This window comes from Eisenbergiella porci (assembly GCF_009696275.1).
GTDB lineage: Bacteria > Bacillota > Clostridia > Lachnospirales > Lachnospiraceae > Eisenbergiella > Eisenbergiella porci.
In genome coordinates this window covers 1-25,092 of record NZ_VUMI01000022.1, presented here as the reverse complement: position 1 = coordinate 25,092, position 25,092 = coordinate 1, and the positions used below count along the sequence as shown (strand labels likewise).

The 25,092-nt window shown below is 47.3% G+C and carries 22 protein-coding genes; 4 read left to right on the top strand and 18 right to left on the bottom strand.

Annotated features, from left to right (window positions below):
- Positions 1 to 19 precede the first annotated feature (19 nt).
- From FYJ45_RS14245 to FYJ45_RS14230, 4 genes are all read right to left on the bottom strand, one after another.
- A complete protein-coding gene (locus FYJ45_RS14245) occupies positions 20 to 625 on the bottom strand; it encodes a non-canonical purine NTP pyrophosphatase (RefSeq protein ID WP_154465234.1) in 606 nt (201 codons plus the stop codon).
- A gap of 244 nt (positions 626 to 869) precedes the next feature.
- Positions 870 to 1,097 (bottom strand): aspartate dehydrogenase, encoded by a 228-nt coding sequence (locus FYJ45_RS14240; protein ID WP_320620625.1) that lies wholly within the window; start codon positions 1,095 to 1,097, stop codon positions 870 to 872.
- Positions 1,098 to 1,109: 12 nt separating this feature from the next.
- Positions 1,110 to 1,892, bottom strand: coding sequence for an SIMPL domain-containing protein (locus FYJ45_RS14235; protein WP_390580599.1), 783 nt, complete (start codon positions 1,890 to 1,892; stop codon positions 1,110 to 1,112).
- 154 nt (positions 1,893 to 2,046) lie between these two features.
- Positions 2,047 to 2,553 carry a GNAT family N-acetyltransferase gene (locus FYJ45_RS14230; protein ID WP_021637795.1) on the bottom strand — a complete coding sequence of 169 codons (507 nt, stop codon included), beginning with the start codon at positions 2,551 to 2,553 and terminating at the stop codon, positions 2,047 to 2,049.
- A 671-nt stretch (positions 2,554 to 3,224) separates the two neighbouring features.
- Here FYJ45_RS14230 and FYJ45_RS14225 point away from each other — a divergent pair.
- Positions 3,225 to 4,337, top strand: a complete 1,113-nt coding sequence (locus FYJ45_RS14225) for an acyltransferase family protein (protein ID WP_154465232.1) — start codon at positions 3,225 to 3,227, stop codon at positions 4,335 to 4,337.
- A gap of 80 nt (positions 4,338 to 4,417) precedes the next feature.
- Positions 4,418 to 4,978: a GNAT family N-acetyltransferase gene (locus FYJ45_RS14220; RefSeq protein WP_154465230.1), complete on the top strand. Its 561-nt coding sequence runs from the start codon at positions 4,418 to 4,420 to the stop codon at positions 4,976 to 4,978.
- A 114-nt stretch (positions 4,979 to 5,092) separates the two neighbouring features.
- On the opposite strand, the gene FYJ45_RS14215 is transcribed toward FYJ45_RS14220, so the two are convergent.
- From FYJ45_RS14215 to FYJ45_RS14185, 7 genes are all read right to left on the bottom strand, one after another.
- Positions 5,093 to 6,409 carry a glycoside hydrolase family 30 protein gene (locus tag FYJ45_RS14215; RefSeq protein ID WP_154465228.1) on the bottom strand — a complete coding sequence of 439 codons (1,317 nt, stop codon included), beginning with the start codon at positions 6,407 to 6,409 and terminating at the stop codon, positions 5,093 to 5,095.
- 70 nt (positions 6,410 to 6,479) lie between these two features.
- Positions 6,480 to 8,093: a type 2 periplasmic-binding domain-containing protein gene (locus tag FYJ45_RS14210; RefSeq protein WP_154465226.1), complete on the bottom strand. Its 1,614-nt coding sequence runs from the start codon at positions 8,091 to 8,093 to the stop codon at positions 6,480 to 6,482.
- Between the two features lie 57 nt (positions 8,094 to 8,150).
- The gene (locus tag FYJ45_RS14205) at positions 8,151 to 9,044 is read right to left on the bottom strand and encodes a carbohydrate ABC transporter permease (RefSeq protein WP_235930811.1); all 894 of its coding nucleotides are present in this window, start codon (positions 9,042 to 9,044) and stop codon (positions 8,151 to 8,153) included.
- Positions 9,045 to 9,060: 16 nt separating this feature from the next.
- On the bottom strand, positions 9,061 to 9,999 hold the full coding sequence (locus FYJ45_RS14200; RefSeq protein WP_276890206.1) for an ABC transporter permease: 939 nt from the start codon (positions 9,997 to 9,999) through the stop codon (positions 9,061 to 9,063).
- 203 nt (positions 10,000 to 10,202) lie between these two features.
- Entirely contained in the window at positions 10,203 to 11,234 is a 1,032-nt protein-coding gene (locus FYJ45_RS14195; RefSeq protein WP_025487984.1) for a LacI family DNA-binding transcriptional regulator, read from the bottom strand.
- 129 nt (positions 11,235 to 11,363) lie between these two features.
- Positions 11,364 to 12,500: a lactonase family protein gene (locus FYJ45_RS14190; protein ID WP_195841817.1), complete on the bottom strand. Its 1,137-nt coding sequence runs from the start codon at positions 12,498 to 12,500 to the stop codon at positions 11,364 to 11,366.
- 1 nt (position 12,501) lies between these two features.
- Complete coding sequence (locus FYJ45_RS14185) at positions 12,502 to 13,251, bottom strand: hypothetical protein (protein WP_117543290.1); 750 nt, start codon at positions 13,249 to 13,251, stop codon at positions 12,502 to 12,504.
- A gap of 257 nt (positions 13,252 to 13,508) precedes the next feature.
- Between FYJ45_RS14185 and FYJ45_RS14180 the strand changes: the two genes are divergently transcribed.
- Positions 13,509 to 13,847: a cyclic-di-AMP receptor gene (locus tag FYJ45_RS14180; RefSeq protein ID WP_154465220.1), complete on the top strand. Its 339-nt coding sequence runs from the start codon at positions 13,509 to 13,511 to the stop codon at positions 13,845 to 13,847.
- 884 nt (positions 13,848 to 14,731) lie between these two features.
- On the opposite strand, the gene FYJ45_RS14175 is transcribed toward FYJ45_RS14180, so the two are convergent.
- The 4 genes from FYJ45_RS14175 to FYJ45_RS14160 form a co-directional block, all read right to left on the bottom strand.
- Positions 14,732 to 15,778 carry an SGNH/GDSL hydrolase family protein gene (locus FYJ45_RS14175; RefSeq protein ID WP_154465218.1) on the bottom strand — a complete coding sequence of 349 codons (1,047 nt, stop codon included), beginning with the start codon at positions 15,776 to 15,778 and terminating at the stop codon, positions 14,732 to 14,734.
- 42 nt (positions 15,779 to 15,820) lie between these two features.
- Positions 15,821 to 17,281 (bottom strand): MBOAT family O-acyltransferase, encoded by a 1,461-nt coding sequence (locus FYJ45_RS14170; protein WP_154465216.1) that lies wholly within the window; start codon positions 17,279 to 17,281, stop codon positions 15,821 to 15,823.
- 9 nt (positions 17,282 to 17,290) lie between these two features.
- Positions 17,291 to 18,493: a cation:proton antiporter gene (locus FYJ45_RS14165; protein WP_154465214.1), complete on the bottom strand. Its 1,203-nt coding sequence runs from the start codon at positions 18,491 to 18,493 to the stop codon at positions 17,291 to 17,293.
- Between the two features lie 168 nt (positions 18,494 to 18,661).
- A complete protein-coding gene (locus tag FYJ45_RS14160; protein ID WP_154465212.1) occupies positions 18,662 to 19,627 on the bottom strand; it encodes a carbohydrate kinase family protein in 966 nt (321 codons plus the stop codon).
- A gap of 282 nt (positions 19,628 to 19,909) precedes the next feature.
- Between FYJ45_RS14160 and FYJ45_RS14155 the strand changes: the two genes are divergently transcribed.
- Positions 19,910 to 20,596 (top strand): 4Fe-4S binding protein, encoded by a 687-nt coding sequence (locus tag FYJ45_RS14155; protein ID WP_154465210.1) that lies wholly within the window; start codon positions 19,910 to 19,912, stop codon positions 20,594 to 20,596.
- 183 nt (positions 20,597 to 20,779) lie between these two features.
- On the opposite strand, the gene zwf is transcribed toward FYJ45_RS14155, so the two are convergent.
- The 3 genes from zwf to FYJ45_RS14140 all read right to left on the bottom strand — a co-directional run bounded on the left by zwf (position 20,780) and on the right by FYJ45_RS14140 (position 24,723).
- Entirely contained in the window at positions 20,780 to 22,180 is a 1,401-nt protein-coding gene (zwf, locus tag FYJ45_RS14150) for a glucose-6-phosphate dehydrogenase (RefSeq protein WP_154465208.1), read from the bottom strand.
- Positions 22,177 to 23,589, bottom strand: a complete 1,413-nt coding sequence (gene gndA, locus FYJ45_RS14145) for an NADP-dependent phosphogluconate dehydrogenase (protein ID WP_154465206.1) — start codon at positions 23,587 to 23,589, stop codon at positions 22,177 to 22,179. Before gndA ends, zwf begins: the two co-directional genes overlap by 4 nt.
- A gap of 150 nt (positions 23,590 to 23,739) precedes the next feature.
- Positions 23,740 to 24,723 carry a lactonase family protein gene (locus tag FYJ45_RS14140; RefSeq protein WP_154465204.1) on the bottom strand — a complete coding sequence of 328 codons (984 nt, stop codon included), beginning with the start codon at positions 24,721 to 24,723 and terminating at the stop codon, positions 23,740 to 23,742.
- Between the last annotated feature and the right edge of the window lie 369 nt (positions 24,724 to 25,092).

Below are 25,092 nucleotides of genomic sequence, written 5' to 3'. Positions count from 1 at the left end.
CCAGCTTTATGTTTCCAGCCTATATTTCCAGCGCATTCCTGAAAAACCGCACGATCCCTTCACTCTTCTCAAAAATACTCTGCTGCCCCTCAAGCTGTGTAAAATACTTTCCGTTATCCACATCCACCGAAATCGGATCCAGCGGAAATCCCTCTTCCTTCTGCTGCACCGGCTTGTCCACCAGATAAAATCTGACTCCGCTGATATCCGGCCCGTAATGCTCATACCGCCTGTTTTCATCCAGAATCAGACAGATAGCATTTCTGTATTCCGCCATACACCTGCCTCCCAGCCTGTGGGCGATCCCCGCATAATAGGCCGTCATTTCCGCATCACTGAGACGCCGGCCGCCCACATTACGCACATGAACCCCCGGCTGCTCCTCCTCCGGCAGGCCTTCTATATACATGCCGCTGTCACAGGAGAACACAGGCATTTTAAAAATGCTGTAATAAAATTCCGCCTTCTGCCTTGCATTTTCCAGCGGAGTCCTGCCCGTTTCCTCCGGCTCTTCCTGTATGGCCGGCAGATCCCTGAGACTGAGCAGTTCCACATCCAGTTCCTTCAAAGCTTCCTTCATCATGGAAAACTTTCCCGGATTCCCGGTTCCGTAAATCAGCTTCAAAACGCTTCCCGCCTTTCCAAAAATACTTTTTTCAGGTACTCTTCCATTCCTAAAGTTCTATATAAAAGCAGCCCGGCTGCATCTTCCAGCCGGACTGCCTTCTAAGCCAAAGTCAGATACACGCGGCGGCGGATTATGGATGCGACGCCTGTTCACAACCGTCTTACCCGCCGCCCGCTGTACTACTCCGGCCGGGGAAGGACTCTCTGTCCTTCCTATTTTACGCTTTCGCTCTGCTTTCTGTCTACCATTCTTTTTTCAAATCCTGCTCAGACAGCCCGTAATGCTCCAGGAATTCCCGGAGGTCGCTGTCCTCCCGGATATACATCACTTCCTCCACATGCCCCGTCTGTCTGTCCCGGAAGCACGCAACCCGTTCTCCCGTACAGATGCTGCACCGCAGCACCGGGATCTGGTTTATCCGGTCAAAGGACGGATACCCTGCGGCAGACTTCTTTTTCCGTGAAAACATATGCTTCATCCCCTATTCGGCAGCATAATTCAGCCTCACCGTAATCATGGCATTCTTATATCTGGAACTGGTATCAAAGGCTCCGTCATAGCTGTATTCCCCGGATCCGGAATTCTTGGCTGTAATCTGGAAAACTCCCAGGTTCGCGCTGAGCAGGGCGCCCGTCCTGCTGCCAGTGCCTGCCGCCATGATATCGATCCTCTGCTTTGCATTATCAGTTGCCTTCTCAATAAGCTCCAGCTTCACCTCGTCCAGCTTGGTACAATAATATTCCGGAGAATTGGAGACAAACTCCACACCCGATTCAATCAGCTTGGTAATATCCCTGGAGATATTCTCCACCTTATCAATATCCTCTGAAGTAACGGACAGGCTCTGATAGAGATCATAACCATCCGGATAATCTCTTATATAGTTCCCGTTTTCGTCATATTCCGTACGGTAACGCTGGGAAATATCCACGGAACTGAAAACCAGCTCCTCTTCCGAAACCCCGTTTTCCAGCAGATACTGCCTGACTACCTCCGCGTCCTTCTTAATAATGGCGTAGGCATCCTTGGGCGTGGCGCCGTAAGCGGAAAAGCTCCCTCTCCAGACCACCAGATCAGATTCGAAATCAATGCTCGCCGAACCGGTAGCCGTCAGCCCGCCGGCTCCGGAGGTCTTTTTATAGTCCACAATGCTCCCTGAAAAAATAACCACACACACGATGGCCGTAATTCCTGCAATCAGTGCAATAATCACCGATTTCCATTCACCGGCCCCGCCTTTGCGGTTCCCGCCGCGTTCATCCATTTCTTTTTTCCCATCCATAGACCAACCTCCCTCTTCCTGTTTTCCATTATTATCATTATCCATTATATTTTCAGTATAACAACAGCCCTGTAAAAAACAAGGAAGATTTTCTTAATTTAGCGATTCCTGCGCCATTGCCGGGAAGGTCGTTGATCTATACATGGATTACCGCGTATAAATAGGAATCCTGGATACATCCGTTTTTGAAAATACTTTTCCGTTTGATACCCTCCAGCTCAAAACCGGCCTTTTCCAGAACACCCCTGGAAGCCAGATTGGTGGAAAATGGCTCCGCATAAATCCTCACAAGCTTATAACGGCGAAACGCCTCTTCACACATCAGCTGCACCGCCTTTGTCATGATGCCTTTTCTCCAGAAGGGCTCTCCCAGCCAGTAGCCCAGCTCCGCCGACTTGCAGTATACATCGTCGTTAAGCATAACGGTAATGCTTCCCACCGCTTCCCCGTTTACAATGATCGCCCTGGCAAGCTGGGTAATCCCTTCCTTTTCCATGCAATCCTGAACGAACCATTCCGCATCGTCCTCCGTATAAGGGTAGGGGAAGGAATCCCTCAGCCTTCCTGCGATTTTTTCATTATCAGCGTATTTTGCAACCGACGGTATATGTTCTTTTTTCCATGTTTCCAGTGTAAATTCCATTTTCTGCTCCTGTCTGTACGTCCCGGCAGCTGTGCCGGACGAACCTTTCCTTCTTTTTTTGTGTCAAACCTGATATTTATAAAAATACTCCTCTTTATCTTGCCGCCGCGTCCCCGGTAATGCAAAAGGACAACGGCCTGCACATGACGGCCGTTCTGGTGCACCCCGGCATCAGTTTTCCCTTACGGTTTGTGAGTAAAAGCATCTTCATAATACCTTCTTTCTTTTACTTCGGCCTGCAGGCAGAAAGTTGCGGGCCTCTTCACGGACATAAAAAATCCGCACGGATTATCAGAATATTCAAATCTGGAATCCATGCGGTTTCATCCTATCTATTCAGACCACACAGATACAAGCCTCTGCGTACTTGCATCTGCTATAACAGCTACAAGTACCGGAAGTTCATGGACATGACTGTGCACATCATGGAATCTGCAGTTGTGGTCATTTTGTTTCTCATAGTCAACCTCTTCACATAATGGAACTATTTTCCCAATTAGTATCAGTGTAACAAAGTCGGCGCAAAAAATCAACCGGACAAAAGACTTTTTTTAATAAATTTTTAAAGAAATTTTTGTGACAGCTTAGTTTTTACCGTTTATAATTAAAATAATTTTTAAACCTGTTCTTTCGGAGCCTGCCGCCGCATATAATTGCAAGAGGGGATTTTTATGTATTTATATATTTTATTGCTGCTTTTCCTGTTACTGTTCCAGGCAAGCTCTTCCGGGCCGGAAAATTTCCAGGAAGAGCATTTCACTAAAAATTTTGAACTGCCGCTGCGCGGTTTTTTCACATTGGTGATCGTATTTCACCATCTATCCCAGTATCTGGACAACCCCGGACCGTTCCGGGTATTCCAGGAAGTGGGGATTCTTTGCGTTGCCGCCTTTTTCTTCTATTCCGGCTACGGACTGAGGAAAAGCGTTCTCACCAATCATGGATATTTCCATCATTTTTTTCTCAGGAGATATATCAAGATATTTCTTCCCTTTTTTCTCTGCAATGCCATATATCTCTTCGTTTACTACCTGACCGGAAATCGTTATGGAATAAAGCTGTCACTGGAATATTTAAGCGGCATCCGGCTGATTAATCCCCAGTCCTGGTATATTATCGTAATCGCCCTGTTTTATTTTGTGTTCTTTCTCACCTTCCGCTATATTCGGAAAACCGCCGTCAGTTTTCTGCTGCTTGGGGTCTTCCAGATTGCCTTCCCTACCTACTGCATGGTGAAAGGGCCCGGCGTCTACTGGTTCCAGGGCGAATGGTGGTTTAATTCCAGCAGCCTGTTTTTTATCGGCGTCCTGATAGCCCAGTTTGAAAAACAGATCCTGGACTTCGCCCGCAAATGGTATTATCCCCTGCTGCTGGCGGCGGCCCTTACCTTCCTTTACTTTTTCCCCAAGTCCGTCCAGGTCCTTGATAAGATCGAACCACTGCTGCTGAACGAACATATTTTTGTAAAGGAAATGCTGGAAAGCTGGATCTGCTTCATCTGGCAGACGCTGGCCGTCATCAGCTTCGTTGCTTTTGTTTTCCTGCTGACACTGAAAATCAGGTTTAATAATATATTTCTCCGCTTTCTGGGGACCCATTCCTTTGAGCTGTATCTGATTCATGGACTGTTCCTTGAAATATTCCGGAGTGATAGGTTTTATATAAAGAGTGACTTCATTTATACAGCAGTCGTGTTGATCTTTTCCCTGGGTTTGACTGCGCTGATGTATTATCCGTTTAAAATTATATCTGGGAAGCTGCAGGAGTATAGCCTGCAATTATAGGATGTATTAATTTTTGTAACTGTTCATCAGGCCAGCGCTTTGCGCTGACCGTAAGAAAGTGATTCAGGAGTAGGAAAATAATGGTATATCTTGAAACCAATCGGCTTATACTGCGGGATTATACAGAATCAGATGCAGATGCCTATTTTGAATTAAGAAGCGATCCTAAAACAATGTATTATTTACAAGGTATTCAACTTTTTACCAAAGCAGCCGCTGTTAAGGATTTCCAAAAAATTTTGGAGGATTCAAGGAGCATTAATCGAAAATTTTATTTCTTACATATAGAAATGAAATCATCACATCAACAAGTCGGAAGTATTGGATATACAGTGACAGACAATACACCCGTTGGCAAACTGGTTGGCGCGGGGTATTTCATTTATCCCAAATTCTGGGGTAATGGATATGCTACTGAATCGTTTGAACGGGTTTTAAAATTTGCGTTTCTTGAAAACAATGTTTATAGGGTTGCAGCCGGATGTTTAGCTGAAAATATTGGTTCTGAAAAGGTCATGCAAAAATGTGGTCTTATTAAAGAAGCAGAACACATTGATTACGAATGGCACGATGGGAAAATGAAAACCAGACTGGAATACCGATTACTAAAAAGCGAATGGGAAAGGATAACATGTATTTAATTTATTTTAGGCTTAAGTAAAAAATAGATCAAAGCAGTTTAAATATATTATTATGAGAAAACGATGAGCGGTTATACTGAACCTGCTCATCGTTTTATTATAAGATATTTTTGATTACAGACACGCCGTCATTATAGAATGTGCTTCCAGCACAATCTTACAGCCCTTACCGTCTGCCCAAAGTTCAAACGTCCTGTCACTGTCCGTCGCATTTAAAATTACGGTGCCTTTACTTCCGTCCGGATTGACAAAGCCCGTGCACTCAAGCCCTTTATGGCAGGATGAGACAAGCAGGCGCTTTGCACCCGGCCGGATAAAACGGCTGAAGTGTCCGATGTAGTAGTAGGAAAGCTTCACATCTATTTCACCCGTGCTTATGTCGCACATAACGGGGGCATCACAGAAATTCTGTACATGGTTCGGCCCGCCTTTTTCATCCAGAATCAGATTCCAGTCCAGGAAACCATTCATCCCGGCCTTCAGATCTCCTATGATATCATGGGCGTACATTTCTGCATGCGCTACCTGATTAACCGTGGAAAACCTGGAATATTCCACGCAGCCTTCCGTAAAAATGATTTCCTTATCCGGATAAAGCTTACTTACATGAGCCAGCGCTTCAAAATGATCCCCGGAATACCAATGGAATGCAATGCCGTCTATGGCTTCTGTTGCACCTTCCACAGCAAAGGTTTCTTTTACCCGTTCTATAATCATATCTTTGTTATGATCCCAGATAAAAATTTTTACATTAGCCAGTCCGGCGCTGTCCAGCTCCCGGCGCAGATTTCTGACTGCAAAAACTGCCTCCTGTGTCCCTGAAAAAATGCAGGAATCCCATGTCTGTACCGCTGCCGGCTCATTCTGTACAGTGACACGTCCGATCTCAATCCCTTCTTCACGGTATGCCAGAAGATAGCGTACAATAAGCTTTGCCCATGCATCATAGTATTCCTCCCGAAGGAGGCCTCCATGATTCATTTCCCCGTTGGTTTTCATAAAAGCCGGGGGGCTCCAGGGAGAAGCAAGGAATTGGATATCCGACTGCCTGCTTAGTGCAGCTTTGATAAAGGGAATTTGGTATTGAAAATCTTCTTCAATGGAGAAGGTTTTCAGTTCCCCATCCCCTTCCTGGACATATGCACGGTTTCCCAGCGAAAAATCACAGCTTTGGATATGCAGGCGCCCCATTGTATACCGGTTTCCCTTCTCCCCGAAATACAGATCCAAAAGCTCCTCCTGCTTCTGCGGGCTCATCTGTGCGTATACCCATGCGGAGGCTTCTGTGAGAGCGCCTCCGAAGCCTTTGATTTCCTGTTCCTCAATATCCGTATATACCTTGACAAGATTCATTTCCGCCTTCGGATGATGCTCCAGTGACGTCTCCCTTTCTTCAAAGCGAACCTTTTCGTTTGTTACATAATATTTCATAAATTCCAGTTCCTTTACCTGTAGTTATTCTTTTTAGCTGATTTAAATTCTTTTAACAGTAAAGGGATTCTTACTTATATCCCAGCTTTTCTCTGTTAATATCCATTTTTTCATTGTAAATTTTAACGATTTCATTCCAGTTGTTCTGCTCCCTGAACGCTTTGTATTCCTCCAGTACAGCATCAAACTGTGCATCATCCTGGGAACGGATCAGGCTGACAAGCGTCGTGGCCCATTTTGTGTTAATCGCGCTTAAGCTTCTTGCCTCCGCAGTCCCTTCCTCCGGATTAATATTTTCTATAACAAACTGCGTTTTCAGTTTTCCTTCGCCCCACTCGTTAAGCTGTTCCATGGCAGGCGTAACATCAGCTCCATATGCCTTATATCTGTCATGGCCAAACAGGCAGAATTCACCGAGACGATATACCTTTTTAAATTTATCATTTTCCGTGTTGCGCATTTCTTCAACCTCGGGAAGAAGCACAATTTTTCCATCGCTGTTAAATTCGTAGGTTTCCCCTTCAACGCCATAGGTGGTCAGAATGCCCGCTTCATCTGTCAGCAGATATGTGAAAAGTTCAATTGCCTTAATGGGATCGGAACAGTTTTTGCTGATATAGGTAACCGGCCATCCGGAAAGACCTGCCTGAGCCAGTGTAGGGGCGTTTCCCTTGATGCTCCGGGGGCCGTCAATCGCAATATATGCAGCTTCCGGATTTGTTCCGTACCAGGTCTGCAAAGGTCCGCTTCTCTGAGGGGTTCCGCCGATGAAGATACAGCCATACTTTCCTATTTTAACTTTTTCCTCATGCGCTGTTCCATCATCCGAAAAATTATCATCACTGATACAGCCGTTTCTATAGGCCTGATTCAGCGTTTTAATCCAGGTAAGATAATCATCATCCATCTGTCTGTCATAGAAACTGCCGTCCTCATTTTCAATCGGCACACCAAGGAAGTTCTGCAAATCTCTTCCCAGGGAACCTTCATCCGTGGTCATGGCATTGGAACCAAACGGAATAACGTCCGGGAACTGCTCCTTAATCCGGGAAAGAACGTCAAGGAATTCCTCCGGCGTACCCATGGAGGGCTTTCCCAACGCCTCATAAATATCCTTACGGATAACAAAAGCCGTGGAAGCGTTCAGGCTGCCGTCGTCATAGTCCTCCTGACTGTTTGAATAGCCCGGATAGCCGTAGGTTTTTCCATCTGAAAGCTTAAACCAGTTCAGGGTATCTTCTTTTGCCACCTTATAAAAATAAGGATCATATTTGTCAGCCAGTTCATTAAGTGAATAAGCCCACTGGTTTGCGCTTGTTGCTATGCTGGAAGAAGAACTGAATATGGTAATGATGTCCGGCAGCTCCTCCCCCGCAAAATAAGTGTTCAGTTTCGTGTCGTCCCCTGTAAGAAATTCAATATCAAGGTTCAAGTCCTCTTTGACCTTCTTTGTTACGGTATCATTTCCCCAGTCCGTGTTCCACCAGTCTGCGTTCACATACCAGGTAAGCTTATTATCCTCCGTCTTATCCAGCTGATAGGCAGGCACTTCTGCATTTACCTCATATCTGCCGTCCAGCTCCGGCAACACGCCGCTCTGCGCCTTCTTTTGTGAACATCCGGCCAGGGTCGTCAGGACCATGGCAAATGTCAATGTTAAAGCTGCCAGTTTTTTACTTCTCATTTCTTTTCCTCTCCTTTTATCCTTTTATTGGAACTGTTCAGTACCCTTTACAGTTACTTATTCTTTAACCGCTCCCAGCATCATGCCAGTTACAAAATGCTTTTGAAGCAACGGGTATATGATTATAATCGGCAGGGTCGTCACAATAATTGTTGCAAGCTGTATCCCTTTTGCCGTTGTTGTCACCGTCACACTGGTGGGGTTTGTCATTGTAGCCATCTGCTGCTGGACAATAATCTCATAAAGCTTCATCTGCAGCGGATAAAGCGCCTTTTCCGTGATGTACAGCTTTGCAGTCATGAAATCATTCCATTGGGATACCCCATGGAACAGAGCAATTGTAGCCAGCGCGGACTTTGATGTGGGCAGTATGACGTAGATAAATATCCTCCATACGCCGGCGCCGTCAATTCTCGCCGCTTCCTCCAGGGATTCCGGCACCTGTCGGAAAAAGTTCATCAGTATGATCATGTCATAATAGGAGAACAGCGCCGGAATAATGTACACCCAAAAGGAATTGAGCATCCCCAGCGATTTAATCAGCAGGTAGGTGGGAATAATGCCCCCTGAAAAAAACATGGTTATGACGCCCATAACCGTATACAGCTTTCTTCCCTTCAGATATTCCTTGCTCATGCCATAGGCAACCATGGCGCAGAAAAGCACGTGGCAGATAACACCCAATACGGTTTTGGCCACCGAAACCAGAAATGCCATCCAGATGGAAGTATCCCGGAACACCGCCTTGTAATTTTCCAGTGAAAATTCCGCCGGCCAGAAAATACTTTTTCCCCCTGCAACAGCCTGGGCCGAACTGAAGGAATTTACGATAACATTCCAAATAGGAAAAACAATAATTATGGTCAGAATCGTTAAAAACACCATATTAAATCCGTTAAAAATTCTATCCCCGCTGATTCTGCTCCCCACTCCTGCTTTATTCATCCGCATCCCTGTTTTCTCCCTTCTATAATACCGACCGGTCATTCAGTTTCTTAGTAAGCAGGTTTGCAAGCACAAGAAGAACCACTGAAACGATGGACACTCCCAGTCCTGCCGCTGTCGCGTAGGAGAAATCTCCCTGTGCCAGTCCCATACGGTAAACATAGGAATTGATGACCTCCGCTGTCTCCTGATTCTGTGTATTCATCAGAACCAGCGTCTGATCCAGATTGGAATTCAGCAGCCCGCTGATTGTAAGTATAAAATTCAGGCAGATAATTGTTTTTATCAAGGGAATTGTAATACTGATAATCTGTCTGAACCTGCTTGCCCCGTCAATTCTCGCGGCCTCATAATAGGTCGGATCAATGCCTGCCATAGTGGCCAGATACAAAATCGTTCCCCATCCCGCTTCCTTCCACACATCAGAAAGAGAGGCTATCCACCAATACTTGTCCGCATCCAGAAGTATGTTCTTTCCCTCTTTAATAATTCCCAGCCCCATCAGAATCTGGTTGAACATCCCATTGGTGGACATCCAGCTGATCAGCATGCCCCCAAGTACAATCCATGATAAAAAATGGGGCAGATAGGAGATGGTCTGCACTATTCTTTTGAACGGCCCGTCCTTAATTTCGTATATCATAACCGCCAGCAGGATTGGCGTAACAAAACCAAACAGCAGCTTCAGGAAACTGATCGCCAGCGTATTGGTTACGGAACCCCAGAAATAACGATCCTTCAATATAATCTCAAAATTTTCAAAGCCAACCCAGGCCGCCGAACGCATCGTACTGACAACCGTATAATTTTTAAAGGCAATACTCAGACCATATATCGGTATGTAGCTGAAAATAATCATGAAAAGAATACCCGGCAAAACCATAAGCTGTAATGGGAACTGCTTTATGTACTCTTTTATCCATTGCCTGATTCTTTTTTGCAAAGATTTTTCCTTTTTCACTGGATATCCTCCCAAATAATAAAAACGTTTTTACTAATTTATTTAATACTAGCATTATAAAGGCACAAATACAAGTATTTTATATATTATAACTGTTATTTTTAATCAATTTTGTAGTATGTAACAAAAAAACGTTTTTAATTTTTGTTAAAAATAAACAGCAGAATATAAGCCAACAGATCGGCCCCCATAATAATATGTACTCATACATAATGATAAACGGCGCTGCCGCTCCCCATACAAATGCCTGTAGAATTCCTTGGAACAAGGATCCCTTTTAGTTCACGGCTGCGCCCCTCCGCCTTTTTATCCAATATTTCCACCATCAGATCCACAGCTGCACGCCCCTGCTCTTCAATGGGATTCCTGACCGTTGTAAGGGATGGCGTAAAATACCGCGACAATTCAATATCATCAAATCCGGCCACGCTGATATCTTCCGGTACACGGAAGCCCAGAAACTGCAGAGCCTTTACACATCCAATCGCGCTCTTATCATTGCCGGCCACATATGCGGTCGGCAAATCCCGATGATACAGATGCGCCTGGGCAATAACCGCGGAATAAGAAATATTTTCATCAAAAAAACCCTGAAGAATATCCTTCTCCAATAAAGCGATTCCATGCTCCTCCAGGGCTTTCTGATATCCCCTTTTTCTTTCCGAGCAATCATAAATATCTGATGCCGAGTCCAGAAAGCCGATCCTTTTATGCCCCAGGTTTATAAGATGCTTGGTTATTTCATAGCCGGCCTGATAAGAGTCAAATACCACGCTTCCAATTGTTTTTTTTACATATTTTCTGTCCAGCATAATCGCAACGATATGTTCTTTTTCCAGACGCTCCAGCTCTTCTGCCGCAATTCGCTCTCCTTCAAACAGAAAAAAGCCGTCAAACCGCCCTCCCAGAACATTATTCATCATCGTATTCTTATCCCTGGTTACTACAATGTTCAGGCAGTACCCATTTTTCTCACATTCCGCATTCATGGAATCCGTAAGACGATAAAAATACTCCCCGCTGATACTGGAGGTTATAAAACACAGCTGCCTGCTGCGCCCTGACTTGAGAAAACGGCCGTTCATGTTGGGCACATAATTCAGTTTTTTTGCGGCCTCCATTACCTTTTCCCTGGTTTCTTCCGTCACCAGGCTGGAACCGTTCATGGCATTGGATACCGTGGACAGTGCGACCCCTGCTTCTCTGGCCACATCTTTAATCGTTGCCTTCTTCATGCCTGATACCCCTTCTTTTTACACGAAGATAAAATCGTTTTTATTATAGTAACATTTTTTATTTTTGCTTGCAAGGGGGTGATTTTGCAGAGCAATTTTGTAAAGCATGTTTTTTGAGAGCCTGACGCCTTATTCTGCAAAAAGCAAACAGACCACGGCTCCCGCCTCATACACCTTCTTTTTCCTGAGAAGCCCGGTATCCGGCTCCCTTTCAAACACCACCAGATTATCACTGTTCTGGTTTGCAGCAAGCAGCCATCCGCCGGATGGAGCCAAGGTAAAGCCCCTGGGATTTTTCCCTTCTGAAGATATCCACTGCACCGGACTTAAAAGCCCATCGTTATCCACAGCGAAAACACCTATCGTATCCGCCCCTCTGTTTCCCACATAAATATACCTTCCGTCATCGGAAAGTACAATTCCGCCGATAGAGCTTTCCACCCCTGCATCCTCTTCCGGCAGGCTGGAAACCATCTGTACGAATGAAAGGCGCCGCTCCTCTTTCTCCCATCGGTACACTGCTATCCTGTTTTTCAGCTCACAGGTCACATACACCATATTCCCCGCCTGTGAAAAAGCAAAGCTCCTCGGTCCGCTTCCCGCCTCCAGGAAAACAGAAGCCGCACATTTACCCGGCTTTCCTTCCTTATCAAGTTCATAACAGGATATTTCATCCGTTCCCAAATCTGCAACCCACACAAATCCGTCCTTTACGGCGGCGCTGTGTACATGCGGCTTCTCCTGCCTTACCTGATGACGCAGCCTCTCCCTGCCATCCGCATTTTCCTTTTCCCCAAAGCTATGTACCAGCTGTCCGTCCATCTCTGCTAGTCCGCCGTCTGGCGACAGCCGAAAACAGCTCATGCTTCCGCCGTTATAATTGGCGGTAAACACATGTCTGCCGGAACCGTCGCAGCTCACATGGCAAGGAGCCGCACCCATTACAGGAAGAATGCTGTCCGCCGCAAGACACCCCTGCATGTCAATGCGGTAAGCGCTGAGCGCGCCTCCCATGGTTCCCTCATAGTCATCCAGCTCATTTACCGCATAAAGCATTTTCCCATCCGGCGATATGGTAAGCAAGGAAGCATTTAAAGCCTCAGGCCAGCTCTCCTCAAGCCTTACTTTTCCCGTACTCTCGTCAAACTCCCAGAGACAGATCCCCTGTCCTTTTCCCAGATAGACGCTGCCGTCCCCTGTCACAACAGGCGCGTTATAACTGCCTGTGTATAACTTTACTTTTTTTTCATTCTCCTGTGGATACATTTCACTCGTCTCCTTCCAATACTTTATAAAGATAGGCATTTCCTTTTTTCCCAACCCGTTCCACCACCCCGGCGTAAGCCAGGATCTGCAAAACCACCTGCGCCAGGCTCGCCCGGATATGTACTTCCTTCGCAAACTCCTTTACCGTAAAAGGCTCCGGTATCCCGTAGGGAACCAGCTGCAGATAATCCCTGGGACAGTCAATATCCATTACCTCCACCAGCTCCAGCGGAATCCTGTCAAAACGGGAGGAGCCCTTTTTCCTGTCCCGGCTCCATCCATTCAGAAGCCGGTATTCCTCCATATTTATAAACACAAACTTTAAATGCAGATTCTCATCCAGAAGAAAATTTTTTATCCGGTACAGCTCCTTGAAGGCCACATACGGATTCCCCTTCACCGGTGATTTTCTCCGGCTGCTGAATTCCCCTGTTTCTTCATCGATCCAAATCAGCCACTTTTCATAGGGAATCGGATAAACGATCGTCACCGGGTAAAGCGGAAGAAATTTCCCCAGCTTATCCCTCATCCGGTCAAAATTCCTCGTCTGTATCTCCACAATTTCCGTTCCGGTATAAATATCCGCCACACAGCCCTCTATGGGAATTTCATGCATGTCCTCATCCGGCGCGTAAAAATTCTTCAGCACCGCATGAACCGTCTTTTCCGAAAGCGTACCGATTCCCTGCTTTTCTCTCTCTGTCCCTACAATCTTATCCCTGGCCCACTCAAAACGTTCCTTATCGGTCACGGCTAATCTCTTTCCTTTCCGCCGCCGTATTGCATCCCGCAGCGCCTGTATTATACCACAACCAACTGCACCCTACATCCCTGCAGACACAAATCCGTCCCATACAGCCTTTTTATAAATCTAATCATACCTCATTATTATTTAATTTGCACAATTTTTGTTAAAAATGCGTAAAATAAATTGCTATTTCCCCGGAAAATATTTATACTAAGAAAAAGAGAACTTGTGCCGCAGATGTGCGGCGGAAGGAGTAGCCTATGAAAATGCTCTTAGCTATCGTGCATAATGAAGATGCACCCTTACTCATTAATGAACTGAATGAAAAAAAGTATTTCGTAACCAAGCTTGCCACCACCGGCGGATTCTTGAAAAAAGGAAACACCACCCTACTCCTTGGCATTGAGGACGAAAAGGTGGATGAGGTATGCAATATTATCAAACAGCATTCCGGCAAACGCCAGCAGATCATGTACACTCCGCCGGCACCGTCAAACTGTAATATATACCCTAATGCCGTATCCTCCGTACCCGTAAATGTAGAGGTAGGAGGAGCCACCATCTTCATCATGCCGGTAGATGATTTCCGGAAAGTCTGAGATGGGATAAACGGCCTCCCGGAATGCAGTTTTTATCTGCAGCACATAGATCCAAACGAGACAAACAGATCCTGGAAACGCCGGTCATAACGGATATTTTCTGATTCAATTTCAAAAATGGGATAGTCCTAACACTACAAACAGCCCTTCCATAACCTCAACTGCCTGAACGCCTCGCATTGTTCACAAGCGACAAAAGTTGCTGACAAAGCAGTTGAAAGATGGTTATAGAAGGGCTGTTTTTAACGTAAGAAATCTCCCCCTTTTTTCGGACAAATCAAAAAATACCAGCCCCCCGCCGCGCCCAAAATCCATCCGCCTCCCACGCCCCGGATAAAATTCCCAATCAGCCAACTATTCCTTCAACACGTTCAGGAAATAGATTTTAGAGGGATTAAGGAACATTATGAGAGGCCGGGAATTCTGAGATGAGGGGGCATGCTTTCCGGTCCGGGGGGCTGTCTTACCCGGCCATAGTCTGCCGGCTGTTCCGGGCCGGGGGGCGGGCTTTCTTCTTTGGGGATGCTGTGGGGTATTTTCTGTTCCATTGGAAAAAACGGTGATATTTCTTACTGCCCCAGAAGGTCAGAACTCCGCCGCCCTTAGCGGCTTGTCTGACGAGCAAATGCGACTTAACACACAAAAGACAATCCAGCCCCCCGCCGTCGCTTTGCGAGGAGTTCAGCCGCGTTGGCGGAATTCTGACCTTCCGGGACAGTTAGAAATACCCCGTTTTTGAGACTGGAACAGAAAATACCCCACAGCATCCCCAAAGAAGAAAGCCCGCCCCCCAGCTCGGCACAGCCGGCAGACTATAGCCGGGTAAGACAGCCCCCCGGACCGGAAAGCATGCCCCCTCATCTCAGAATTCCTCTTTCCCCCCTCTAATAATACTTCCCAATCTCACTCTCCTCCATCTCCTGAACCAACTCCCTCATTTTCTGAAGTTCTGAGAGATAATTTTGCGGAGTAAGGCGGTAATTATCCTGCTGCATCTGGGTTACCATGTAGTGGTTGATATCGGCCGTAAAATGGATGGGATCCATATAGAGATCCAGGTTATAAATAATATCCGGATCATTCTGGAAGTAATACAGCTTAACATTGTCGCAGGAAAGCAGTGCCTGGGCGGAAGCCTGGGCAGCATAGAGAACCTGATTCAGCTCCCCGCTCCGGGTCATATTGTCCCACCACAAAAGGGAATAGGGCGGATAAAAGAAATAGAAGGTGGTCTCCGGATAGGCATTTACCTGCTTTATCAGCAGATCCACATTGGCATCTATGACAGCCTTGTACTGATCCTCCGTTTTCATAGGGATGATTTCGGCCGGGCGGTCGTAGTGGGACAGAGCCTCCTGCGTTCCGAAGGTTTTGTATTGTGCCCAGTTATAGGAGGCTCCTTCGTCGTAGTCATCCAGGAAGGTTTCCGCCAGCATGTATGGGATGTCTTCAAAAATTACGTCTTTGTTAAGAAGGTAATTTATGTCGTTGAAGGGATTTTTGTCGTAGAGATAAAGAGGCATGGAATCATCCGGGAATTCGGCCTCGGGGTCGCCTCCCAGGGCAAACAGATCGAGGCTGTAGAAAATATTTTTGATTTCACGCTCTTCAAACGCCTGGGTCAGGTAGTAATCCAGCTGGGCGGTGATGCCGGAGCTTTTGATAGCCTTGATGGTAGTGGCGTCAAAGGCTTCGTCAAACCATTTGTTATTGAAGTTCTCCGCGGTGGAGGAACCCACAAGCAGGCTGTCGTAATTGAAATTGCGGATGGTTCCGATGCCCTGGTATTCCTTTTTGGTAAGGACGGCTTTCAGCGGGGCAGCCGGCCCGTGGTAGTGGAAAAAAGGATCAAAAAAGAGCACCAGGGCTGCTGCCGCAATGAAAAGTATGGCTGCTGTAATTGTAAAATTTTTCAAAAACTTCCGATACATATTTTCTCCGTGCCTTTCAGGCCTGCCGCAACAGCGGCGGGTTTAAAAATTGAAATAAACAAAGGAGCTTACCCCGGATAAGGAAATGACCGACCAGGCAAATAAAAATGCCAGGGCAACCGTAAACCTGCCGGTTATTTTTTTTTGTTCTGTAATCTGCCGCGCCGTGCTGCGGGTGAGGACCACTGCAGATATTATAGTGATAAGCAGCATCATACCGATCTGGACCAGGCTTATCAGGCCGGGGGCCATCATGGAAAGCGCTTTGGTAACGATATAGATTTCCGACGGCTCCATGGCGGCGGCCAGGTTCACCAGGCTTCCGTTGTACTGGAAGGACAGGATACGGCCCAGCAGGTGAAAGCCGTCCGCCAGGCTGTCCGCTCGGAAAAATACAAAGGCCATGCACACGTAGGAAAAAGTAAAAAGGCGGCAGAGCCATTTCTTTTTGATGGAAAAGAGCTTCAGGCTGTTAAAGGCAACGCCGATCCCGTGAAGCAGCCCCCAGAACACGAAGGTCCAGTTGGCACCGTGCCACAGGCCGCTGAGCAGAAAGGTAATAAGGGTATTTATGATAGTCCTGGCCTTTCCCCTGCGGCTTCCTCCCAGAGGAAAATAGATATAGGTCTGTAAAAAGGAGCTGAGGGTAATATGCCATCTTTTCCAGAAATCCTTGACCGACACCGCCTTATAGGGAGAATTGAAATTTTCCGGGATTGTAATACGGAACATTTTTCCCACACCGATGGCCATGTCCGAATAGCCGCTGAAGTCGAAATAAAGCTCCAGCGTATAGAAGCAGGCTGTCAGAAGGGCTGAAACAGTGTCCAGGGAACCGATATTTTCATAGCCGTAATTCACGGCCAGCATGAGCGTGTCGGCCAGAAGCACTTTTTTTCCAAGGCCCATGGTAAACTGCATAACGCCCTTTGCAAAGCTTTCCTCATCAAAATGCCTGCGTGAAATATCACGAAACTGGGAAACCGTCGCCGCGTGCAGCACAATCGGTCCGGAGATAAGGGACGGGAAAAATGTGACAAAGCTCAGATAATCCAGCGGCCCGTAATGGGGCGCTTCCCCCCGGCACCTGTCAATGAGGAAGGAAAGCTGCTGGAACGTAAAAAAGCTGATTCCCAGCGGAAGAAGGATGTTCTTCATCTGGAAACCGGCACGGAACAACGCATTGATATTTTCCAGAAAAAAATTGCAGTATTTAAAATATCCCAGCGCCCCCAGATTGCCGAGACAGCCAAGGAGCATCAACGTTTTCCTCATTTTCGGGGTGTCTTTTTTTGAAAGTATCAGGCTGAGCCCATAATTAAAGAGACAGCTTCCGGCTATCACCCACAGGAAGCTGACGTTAAAATAAGCATAAAACCACAGGGACATCCCAATCAGATATCCCTGTGCCAGCTTATATTGTCTGCATTTGTTAAGAATCAGCCAGCCCGCCAGTGCGAGGGGCAGAAACAGAAAAATAAAAACGTATGAGTTAAAAAGCATTCAGTCCTCCTAAGAAACCAGTGCTGATTCCGGATCCTGGGGCATTTTATCCTTTGAGTAAAGAACCTTCAAGATAATGGGCGTAAGGATAGAGGAAAATACAATCAAAAGGATGACCGCCGTAAAGTATACGGGATTAAGCAGCCCCACGTTCAGCCCCTTCTGCGCAACAATCAGGGCAACCTCTCCTCTGGTCATCATACCCACGCCGATTTTCAGGGAATCCGCCGCATTGAAACGGCAGGCCTTTGCCATCAGGCCGCAGCCCACGATCTTGGTAAGCAGCCCCACCAGAACAAAACATACGGCAAAAAGAAGAATGGACATATTCATGTCGCCGATATCTGTTTTCAAACCGATGCTGACGAAGAAAATCGGCCCGAATATCATATAGGAATTGATATCCATCTTACGGGCAATATAGTCGGAATCCTGAATGGAGCAGAGGATCAGTCCTGCCACATAGGCCCCTGTGATGTCCGCAATCCCAAAATATTTTTCCGCAATATATGCCATGGCAAAGCAGAGAGCCAGGCCCATGATGGGAATTCTTCTCGTATGGGGATATCTTTTATCCATCCATTTAAATACAATATAGCATACGAAGCCAACACCAATGGCAAACAGGAAAAACAGAACCGTGTCCATGACTACCGTTCCGGGATTGGATTCGGGATTTTTAAAGCCGATAACAAAGGTCAGGACAATGATGCCGATAACATCGTCGATTATCGCCGCGCTCAGGATTGTGGTTCCCACCTTCCCCTTCAGCTTGCCCATTTCCTTCAGTGATTCCACGGTAATGCTGACCGAAGTTGCGGTGAGAATTACGCCCATGAACACCGCTTTATAAAAGTCCTCCGATCCCCAGGGCATAAATCCGTAAAAGCACATATACAGCAGCGCGCCGCCGATCAATGGAATGCCTACGCCGAAGGTGGCTATCAACAGCGCTATCGGTCCTGTTTTCATCAGCTCACGCAGGTTGGTGCCAAGTCCTGCTGAAAACATGAGGAGTATAACGCCGATTTCTGCCATCTGCAGAATAAATTCCGACTGCTGCACCAGTCCAAGGAGACTTGGCCCCAAAAGAAGTCCTGCCACAATTTCACCCACTACCTGGGGCGCCTTGCATTTTCTTGCCAGGATCGCAAAAACCTTTGCCGCTACTATGATAATCGCCAAATCCTTAAACACACTATAAGCTTCCATGATATCCTCCTCATCGTATCTTCGGGTAATCAAACCACCGTCCAGGAGTTCCTTTTCCCCCTGTCCGGTCCGTATCGCCCTGCGGGCACAGAAAGTTCGCAGGTGTTTTCCCGGCGTGCCTTAAACGGCAATCCAACACCTGCGCTGCTTTCATAAAAAATGTATCTGCTACTTTCTAGACTGGATAAAGCTTTCCACTTCCTCCACTTCAGGCATTACGCGAAGCGCACCCTTCCTGGTGGTAACAATGGACGCCGCCGCGTTGGCGAAGGTAAGCATTTCCTTCAGCTTTTCTTCATCCAGCTTATCAAGGCCGTATTTCAGTATGTAGTGAAGACAGCTTCCGCCGAAGGTATCCCCTGCTCCTGTTGTTTCAATCGTGCTTTCCTGCAGGAACGGCGCTGCATCCACCTTCAGCTCCTTATAATAAGCCCTGCTGCCGTCCCTTCCCATGGAAAGAAGAATCAGCGGAATCTGGTACTGCTCACGGAGCCTGGCAATTCCCGCATCGAAATCCTCTTCTCCGGTAAACCACTGGATTTCATTATCGGAAATCTTCAGCACGTCACACTGTCCCAGCCCATACGCCACCTGAACTCTGGCATCCTCCAGAGACTTCCACAGAGGAGGTCTTAAATTCGGATCAAAGGAAATCACAGCTCCGCTTTCCTTTGCCACCGCAATGGCTCTTTTGGTCGCCTCCCTCACACCGTCGTGAGTCATGGAAAGCGTACCAAAATGGAAAATACGGGATTCCCTGATAAGCTCCTCATTCACCTCATCAGCCGTAAGCATCATATCTGCACCGGGATTGCGGAAAAAGGAAAAATCCCTGTCCCCATCCTCAAAGGTCTGTACGAAAGCCAGGGTTGTCCGTGCATTCTCGTCCACAATCAGGTTTGAAGTATCGATTCCCACTTCCTCCAGCGTTGCCTTCAGCTTCAGGCCAAATATATCTTTTCCCACTTTTCCTACAAAAGCGGTGGGGTGTCCGCATTTATTCAGCATCGCCAGTACGTTGCAGGGTGCCCCGCCCGGATTCGCCTCAAACAGTGTATTTCCCTGAGCGCTCTTTCCATTGTCGGTAAAGTCAATCAAAAGCTCTCCAAGTGCTGTCACATCAAATTTTTTCATAACATAAACGTCCGCCCTTCCTGTTTTATACAGCCCAAACCGGCTGATTATAATTTTATTCTATCAGCTTTTAGGAAAAATGAAAAGAATTTTTCGGGGAAAGTTTGGGTCTATAAGCCGCTTAGTTAATCTTGCTGTTTACCCGCCTGTTTCCCGGTATTTATCGGCCTGCTTCCGCTTTGGCTTGACAGCCCGGACATATGAAATTAAAGTGGGAATATGGAAACGTAACAGTTGGGGTAGGCGGGTATTGCTTACGGGAACCACTTATGGAGGGGACGAATGTGCAGTGATGATATTAAAAAAATTGTAATTTCCCTGGGAGCGGATTTGTGTAAAATCGCGGGAATGGAAAGGTTTAAGGATGCGCCGGAAGGGTATCATCCCCGGGATGTGCTGCCTTCATGCAATTCAGTGATTTCTTTTGCATGCAGGTTTCCGGCGGGCACCCTGGCGTGCAGGACTGCGGTCCCTTACACAAGGGTGAGGAACTCCATTACTGCTAAAATGGACGCCATTGCCCTGGATTTATGTATTCAACTGGAAAAAATGGGGTTTTTAGCAGTTCCTGTTCCTACGAATGAAAGCCAGTGGGATGATAAAACAGGGCGTTGGCGTTCCATTGTTTCCCAGAAGCATGCCGCGCAGGCTGCGGGGCTGGGAACCATAGGAAGGCATTCCCTGCTTATAACGCCTGAATTCGGAAGCATGGTCTGGCTGGGTGCAGTTCTTACGGAGGCGGAACTGGCAGAGGATCCTGTCCTTGAAAAAATCTGTAACGACTGTAACCTGTGTGTGGAAGCCTGCCCCCATAACGCGCTTGAAAAAGCAGAACTTAACCAGCAGGTATGTTGGGATAATGCCTTTGGAGGTAATGAGGATACCAGGAATTGGGAAATATACTGTCATAAATGCAGGGATATCTGCCCTTTCAACTTAGGTAGCGAAAATAAGAATTTTAAAAGATAATATTTTACCAGAATGGATTTGAATCTGTGAGTAAGACTACGATATTCAACTGACATGGAAATAACCGACCAGATAATTGTCTGATCGGTTATTTTACTACGCAACCTTACCGTTATAATCCGTTACCAGAATTTCACTGGCGAATACTTTTGCTTTCGCGATGATTAAATCCAGTTTTTCCTGTTAATCATCCTGGCCAAACCAGGAATGCCCCATCGTATTCAGCATTTGGTCTGCGGCCTCCGGGCCGGAGGTTCCCTGTGCGTATGTGACAATGGGAAGGTTTTCTTCCTGGTAAATCCGCTTCATTCCGCTCACATAACGCCAGCCTGCCTCGATTTGATCCCACTGGGAGAACCAGGAGCGTTCGCCGCGCATACAGGCGCCCAGAAGGCGTTCATAGGCTTCGGGAGTGTTGATGCGGTTTTCCACGACGCAGCTTTGGCAGAAGTCCATTTTTGTCTGGATGACTTCCTCGGATTCCCCGGGGCGTTTGATATTGAACTGAAAGTAAACGCCCTCCATGGGCTGGATTTTAATGAGAAGCACGTTGTTTTCGCCATATTCTTCCGTCTGCCGGAAAATCACGGCTACCTCCATCTCCCTGCGTCCCAGCTTTTTCCCTGTGCGGATATAAAAGGGTACATCCTGCCAGCGTTCATTGTCAACGAACAGCCGCAGTGCAGCATAGGTTTCCGTGGCGGAGTCAGGCTTTACCCCCTTTTCCTCCCGATAGCCTTCATACTGCCCCAGTACGAGCATATCCCGTATGGTTTCCCCGGATGCCGGTCGAAGCGCCTTCAGCACCTTCAGCTGTTCCTCATGCAGATCCTCTCCCTTAAAAGAAGCCGGACGTTCCATAGCCACGATGGAAAGTATCTGCAGCAGATGGTTCTGCACCATATCCTTCATCGCGCCGCTGGTATCATAATAACCGGCCCTGTTTTCTACGCCCACATCCTCCATGGCGGAAATCTGGATGCAGCTGACCGCGTCCCTGTTCCAGTTGTTTGCAAAAACCGGATTGGTGAAGCGGATGATCTGCATATTGCGGACCATTTCTTTTCCCAGATAATGATCGATACGGTAAATCCGATCCGGCGCAAAAATCTCCTCCAGCCGCCTGCTCAGCTCCTTTGCCGACTCAAGATCTTCCCCGAAAGGTTTTTCCAGAATCACCTTGCCCTTTCCGGCCTCATGGATCCCGTCCAGCCCTTCCGCAATCGTACTGAAAAACCGCGGCGCCACCGCAAAATAAAAAATATGCTCACTCAGCCCCCTTTCCTTATAATAATTCTCCAAACCCTCATAGGCTGCCGGATCTGAAAAATCCATCCGGTAATACTCTATTTTTTCTGAAAAATCTTTATATTTCTCTTCCGTAAAGGGCAGCCTGGAAAACTGCTTTATCCAATCCCTTGCGATCTGCCGGTATTCCCCGGAGGTATAGTCTCTCCTGCCGATGATTACAATATCATACCCAGCTCCCTCGCCCCCTGTCACATGCATATTATACATGGCCGGAAGCAGCTTTCTGAAGGTCAGATCCCCGGTCCCGCCGAAAATAGTAATTGTTTTTTTCAATTTCTTTTCCCCCAATCATGATGAAACGTGCCTTCCCGGTCCGTACGCTCAAACTTATGGGCCCCAAAGCAGTCCCTCTGCGCCTGAATCAGGTTGGCTCCGGTATATCCGCCTCTGAATGTATCGAAATAAGAGAGCGCTTCAGTCATTGCCGGAAGCGGCAGACCGCTGCGGATGCCCTCCGCCGCCGCATGACGAAGCCCGCCCTGGCACTCCTCCAGACGGCTCCTGAAAAATTCATCCAGCATCAGATTATCCAGCTCCGGATTTTTCCGGTAAGCCTCAGTTATATCATTCAAAAATACGGCCTGGATAATACATCCCGCCCTGAAAATGGATGCGATTTTCCCTAAATCAAGGTTCCAGCCATATTCCTTCGAAGCATCTCGCATCAGATCAAAACCCTGGGCATAAGCCGCGATTTTGGCCGCATACAACGCATCCCTTACCTGATTTTTGAAAAGCTCCCTGTTTTCCGCCTTCACAGGCTCCGGCCCGGAAAGCAGACCCGCCGCTTTTTTTCTCATCTCTGTATGATTGGACAGGATCCTGGCGTTGCAGGCGGCCGTAATCATGGAAATATCCACGCCCTGCTTCATGGATTCTATGCTCGCCCAGCGTCCCGTACCCTTTTGGGCCGCACTGTCCACAATGTAATCCAGCAGCTCTCCCGCTTCAAAATCATCCTTTTCCCTAAAAATATCAGCCGTAATCCCAATCAGGTAGCTCTTCAGCTCTCCCTGGTTCCATTCCTCAAAAATATCGCCCAGTTCAGCATTGGTATAGCCAGCCACCGACTTCAGGAGAATATATGCCTCAGCAATCAGCTGCATATCCGCATACTCAATTCCATTGTGTACCATTTTTACATAATGCCCTGCGCCGTCCGGTCCGATATAGGTACAGCACGGTTCGCCCTCGGCATAAGCCGCTATTTTTTCCAGCACAGGCCGGATCTGTTCATACGCTTCCTTCTCACCGCCGGGCATAATGGATGGACCGCGCCTGGCCCCTTCCTCACCGCCGGAAATTCCCACGCCGAAATAACGGATTCCCTTTTCCTTCAGCGCCTCATAACGCCTTCTGGTATCCTCAAAAAAGGAATTTCCCCCGTCCAGGATAATATCCCCTTCCTCCAGAAGCTCTGTCAGCTGGCCGATTACCGCATCCACGGCCCTTCCGGCCTTGATCATCAGCATCACCTTTCTCGGCCGGGCCAGCGCCTCCACAAACTCCCTTAAATCATAAAAAGGCGTAAAATTATCATGAGGATATTCCTTCACCATCGCTTCCGTCACCTCCCGGCTCCTGTTATAGCCGGCTACCCGGAACCCCTTATCCGCCATATTAAGCGCCAGGCTCCTTCCCATTACTGCAAGTCCTATCATACCAATATCAAATGTTCCCATCTCTTCTTTCCTTTCCTTTCTTTTTATGTGCATACTATTTTTCTATATTTAAGTCCGCAGCAATATGAATTTACAAACTATTAAAAAATCCATACTCCGCAAATCATTACTGCCCTTTTTCCGGTACAGCCATTTCGGTACTCTGCCAGCCTATTCCTCCAACGCAATACAAACAGCTCTTCCCGTCCGTACCCGTCCGCACTCCTTTCCGATCCTTCCGCTCCCCTGATCCACAGGAAAGCTTACCAAATCCCTTGAATCCCTGTTTGCCGTTATCAGAAATCTGCCGTCCGCCGCCAGCACCAAATCCCTTGGATGCCTGCCTCCGCACTCCTTCCTCTGTACCACCTTCCCAGTCCCTTCCTCAAGAGAAACTACCACAACAATATCCGCCCCCCTGACACTTACATAAAGGAACCTTTCATCCGCCGACAGCCGTATGGCCGCCGCCTCATTCCCGCTTTCCTCCGTTCCGTCAAGAAGCCCCAGATTCCACGCTTCCCTGAATTTCCCATCCTCCATCATATGAAAACAATAAAGCCTGTTATTCTTCTGCCCCACAATAAAAAGCCGTTTTTCTTCCCTGTCACACACACCATGCCGCGGCCCGCACCCTTCCGGAAGCCGAATCCTGCCCGCCTCCGCAAAAGCCCCATCCCGCTCAAACACCCGAATCTCATCCAATTCCATACACGGAACCAGCATCCTCCGCCCTGAAAACAAAACCTGATGACATCCGGCTCCTTCCCCGATTAAAATCCTTTTTTCCAGGACTGCCTTCAATCCCTCAATCCTGTAAACAGACACCGTCCCCTCATGAAAATTCGCCGAGAACAGCCGCCCCCCATCCATTCCCACATAACAGGAAGCAACCCTCTCCGTCAAAACCTCCTCCTTCTCCCCTTCCGAGCTTCCGCTTCCACTCCTTCTCCTCACATCCGCCAGCAAAATTCCCGCCTGCTCCCCCCTCTTCACCGGAGCCGCCAGCACTCCATCCTCCAACGCCAGGAACTTTGCATCCGGCGCCTCGCACACCAACTCCCCGCCTGACATCTCCCCCGACCTGACATCCATCTCAAACCCATAAATCCCAACACTCCCCACACCCTCATAAGTCCCAATATACCCCTTCATTCCACCAAACCTCCTAAAATATTATGTAAAAGCATTCTCTTATCTTTTCCACTAAAACCCCGTCATAACTCTCCCTGTCAAACTCTCCAACAAAAGTATTCCCCCAACCAGCCACTTCCTTCACTATCACACAAAAAATCTATATTCATTTCCCATATTGATAATTTTTATCTGTAACATATTAATTAACAGTTTATATCTGTAATTATACCAATTACAGATACATAAATCAACCCCCATTCTCCTCCCTATTTAGTCAAGTGTTTTTTCCTTATTTTTCAAGAAATTTTTAATTTCATATCTCAGATAAATGAGCCAAGAGGATGGACATTTCTCTGTATCTGGTACGAAAATAGAGGGTTTTGGGTA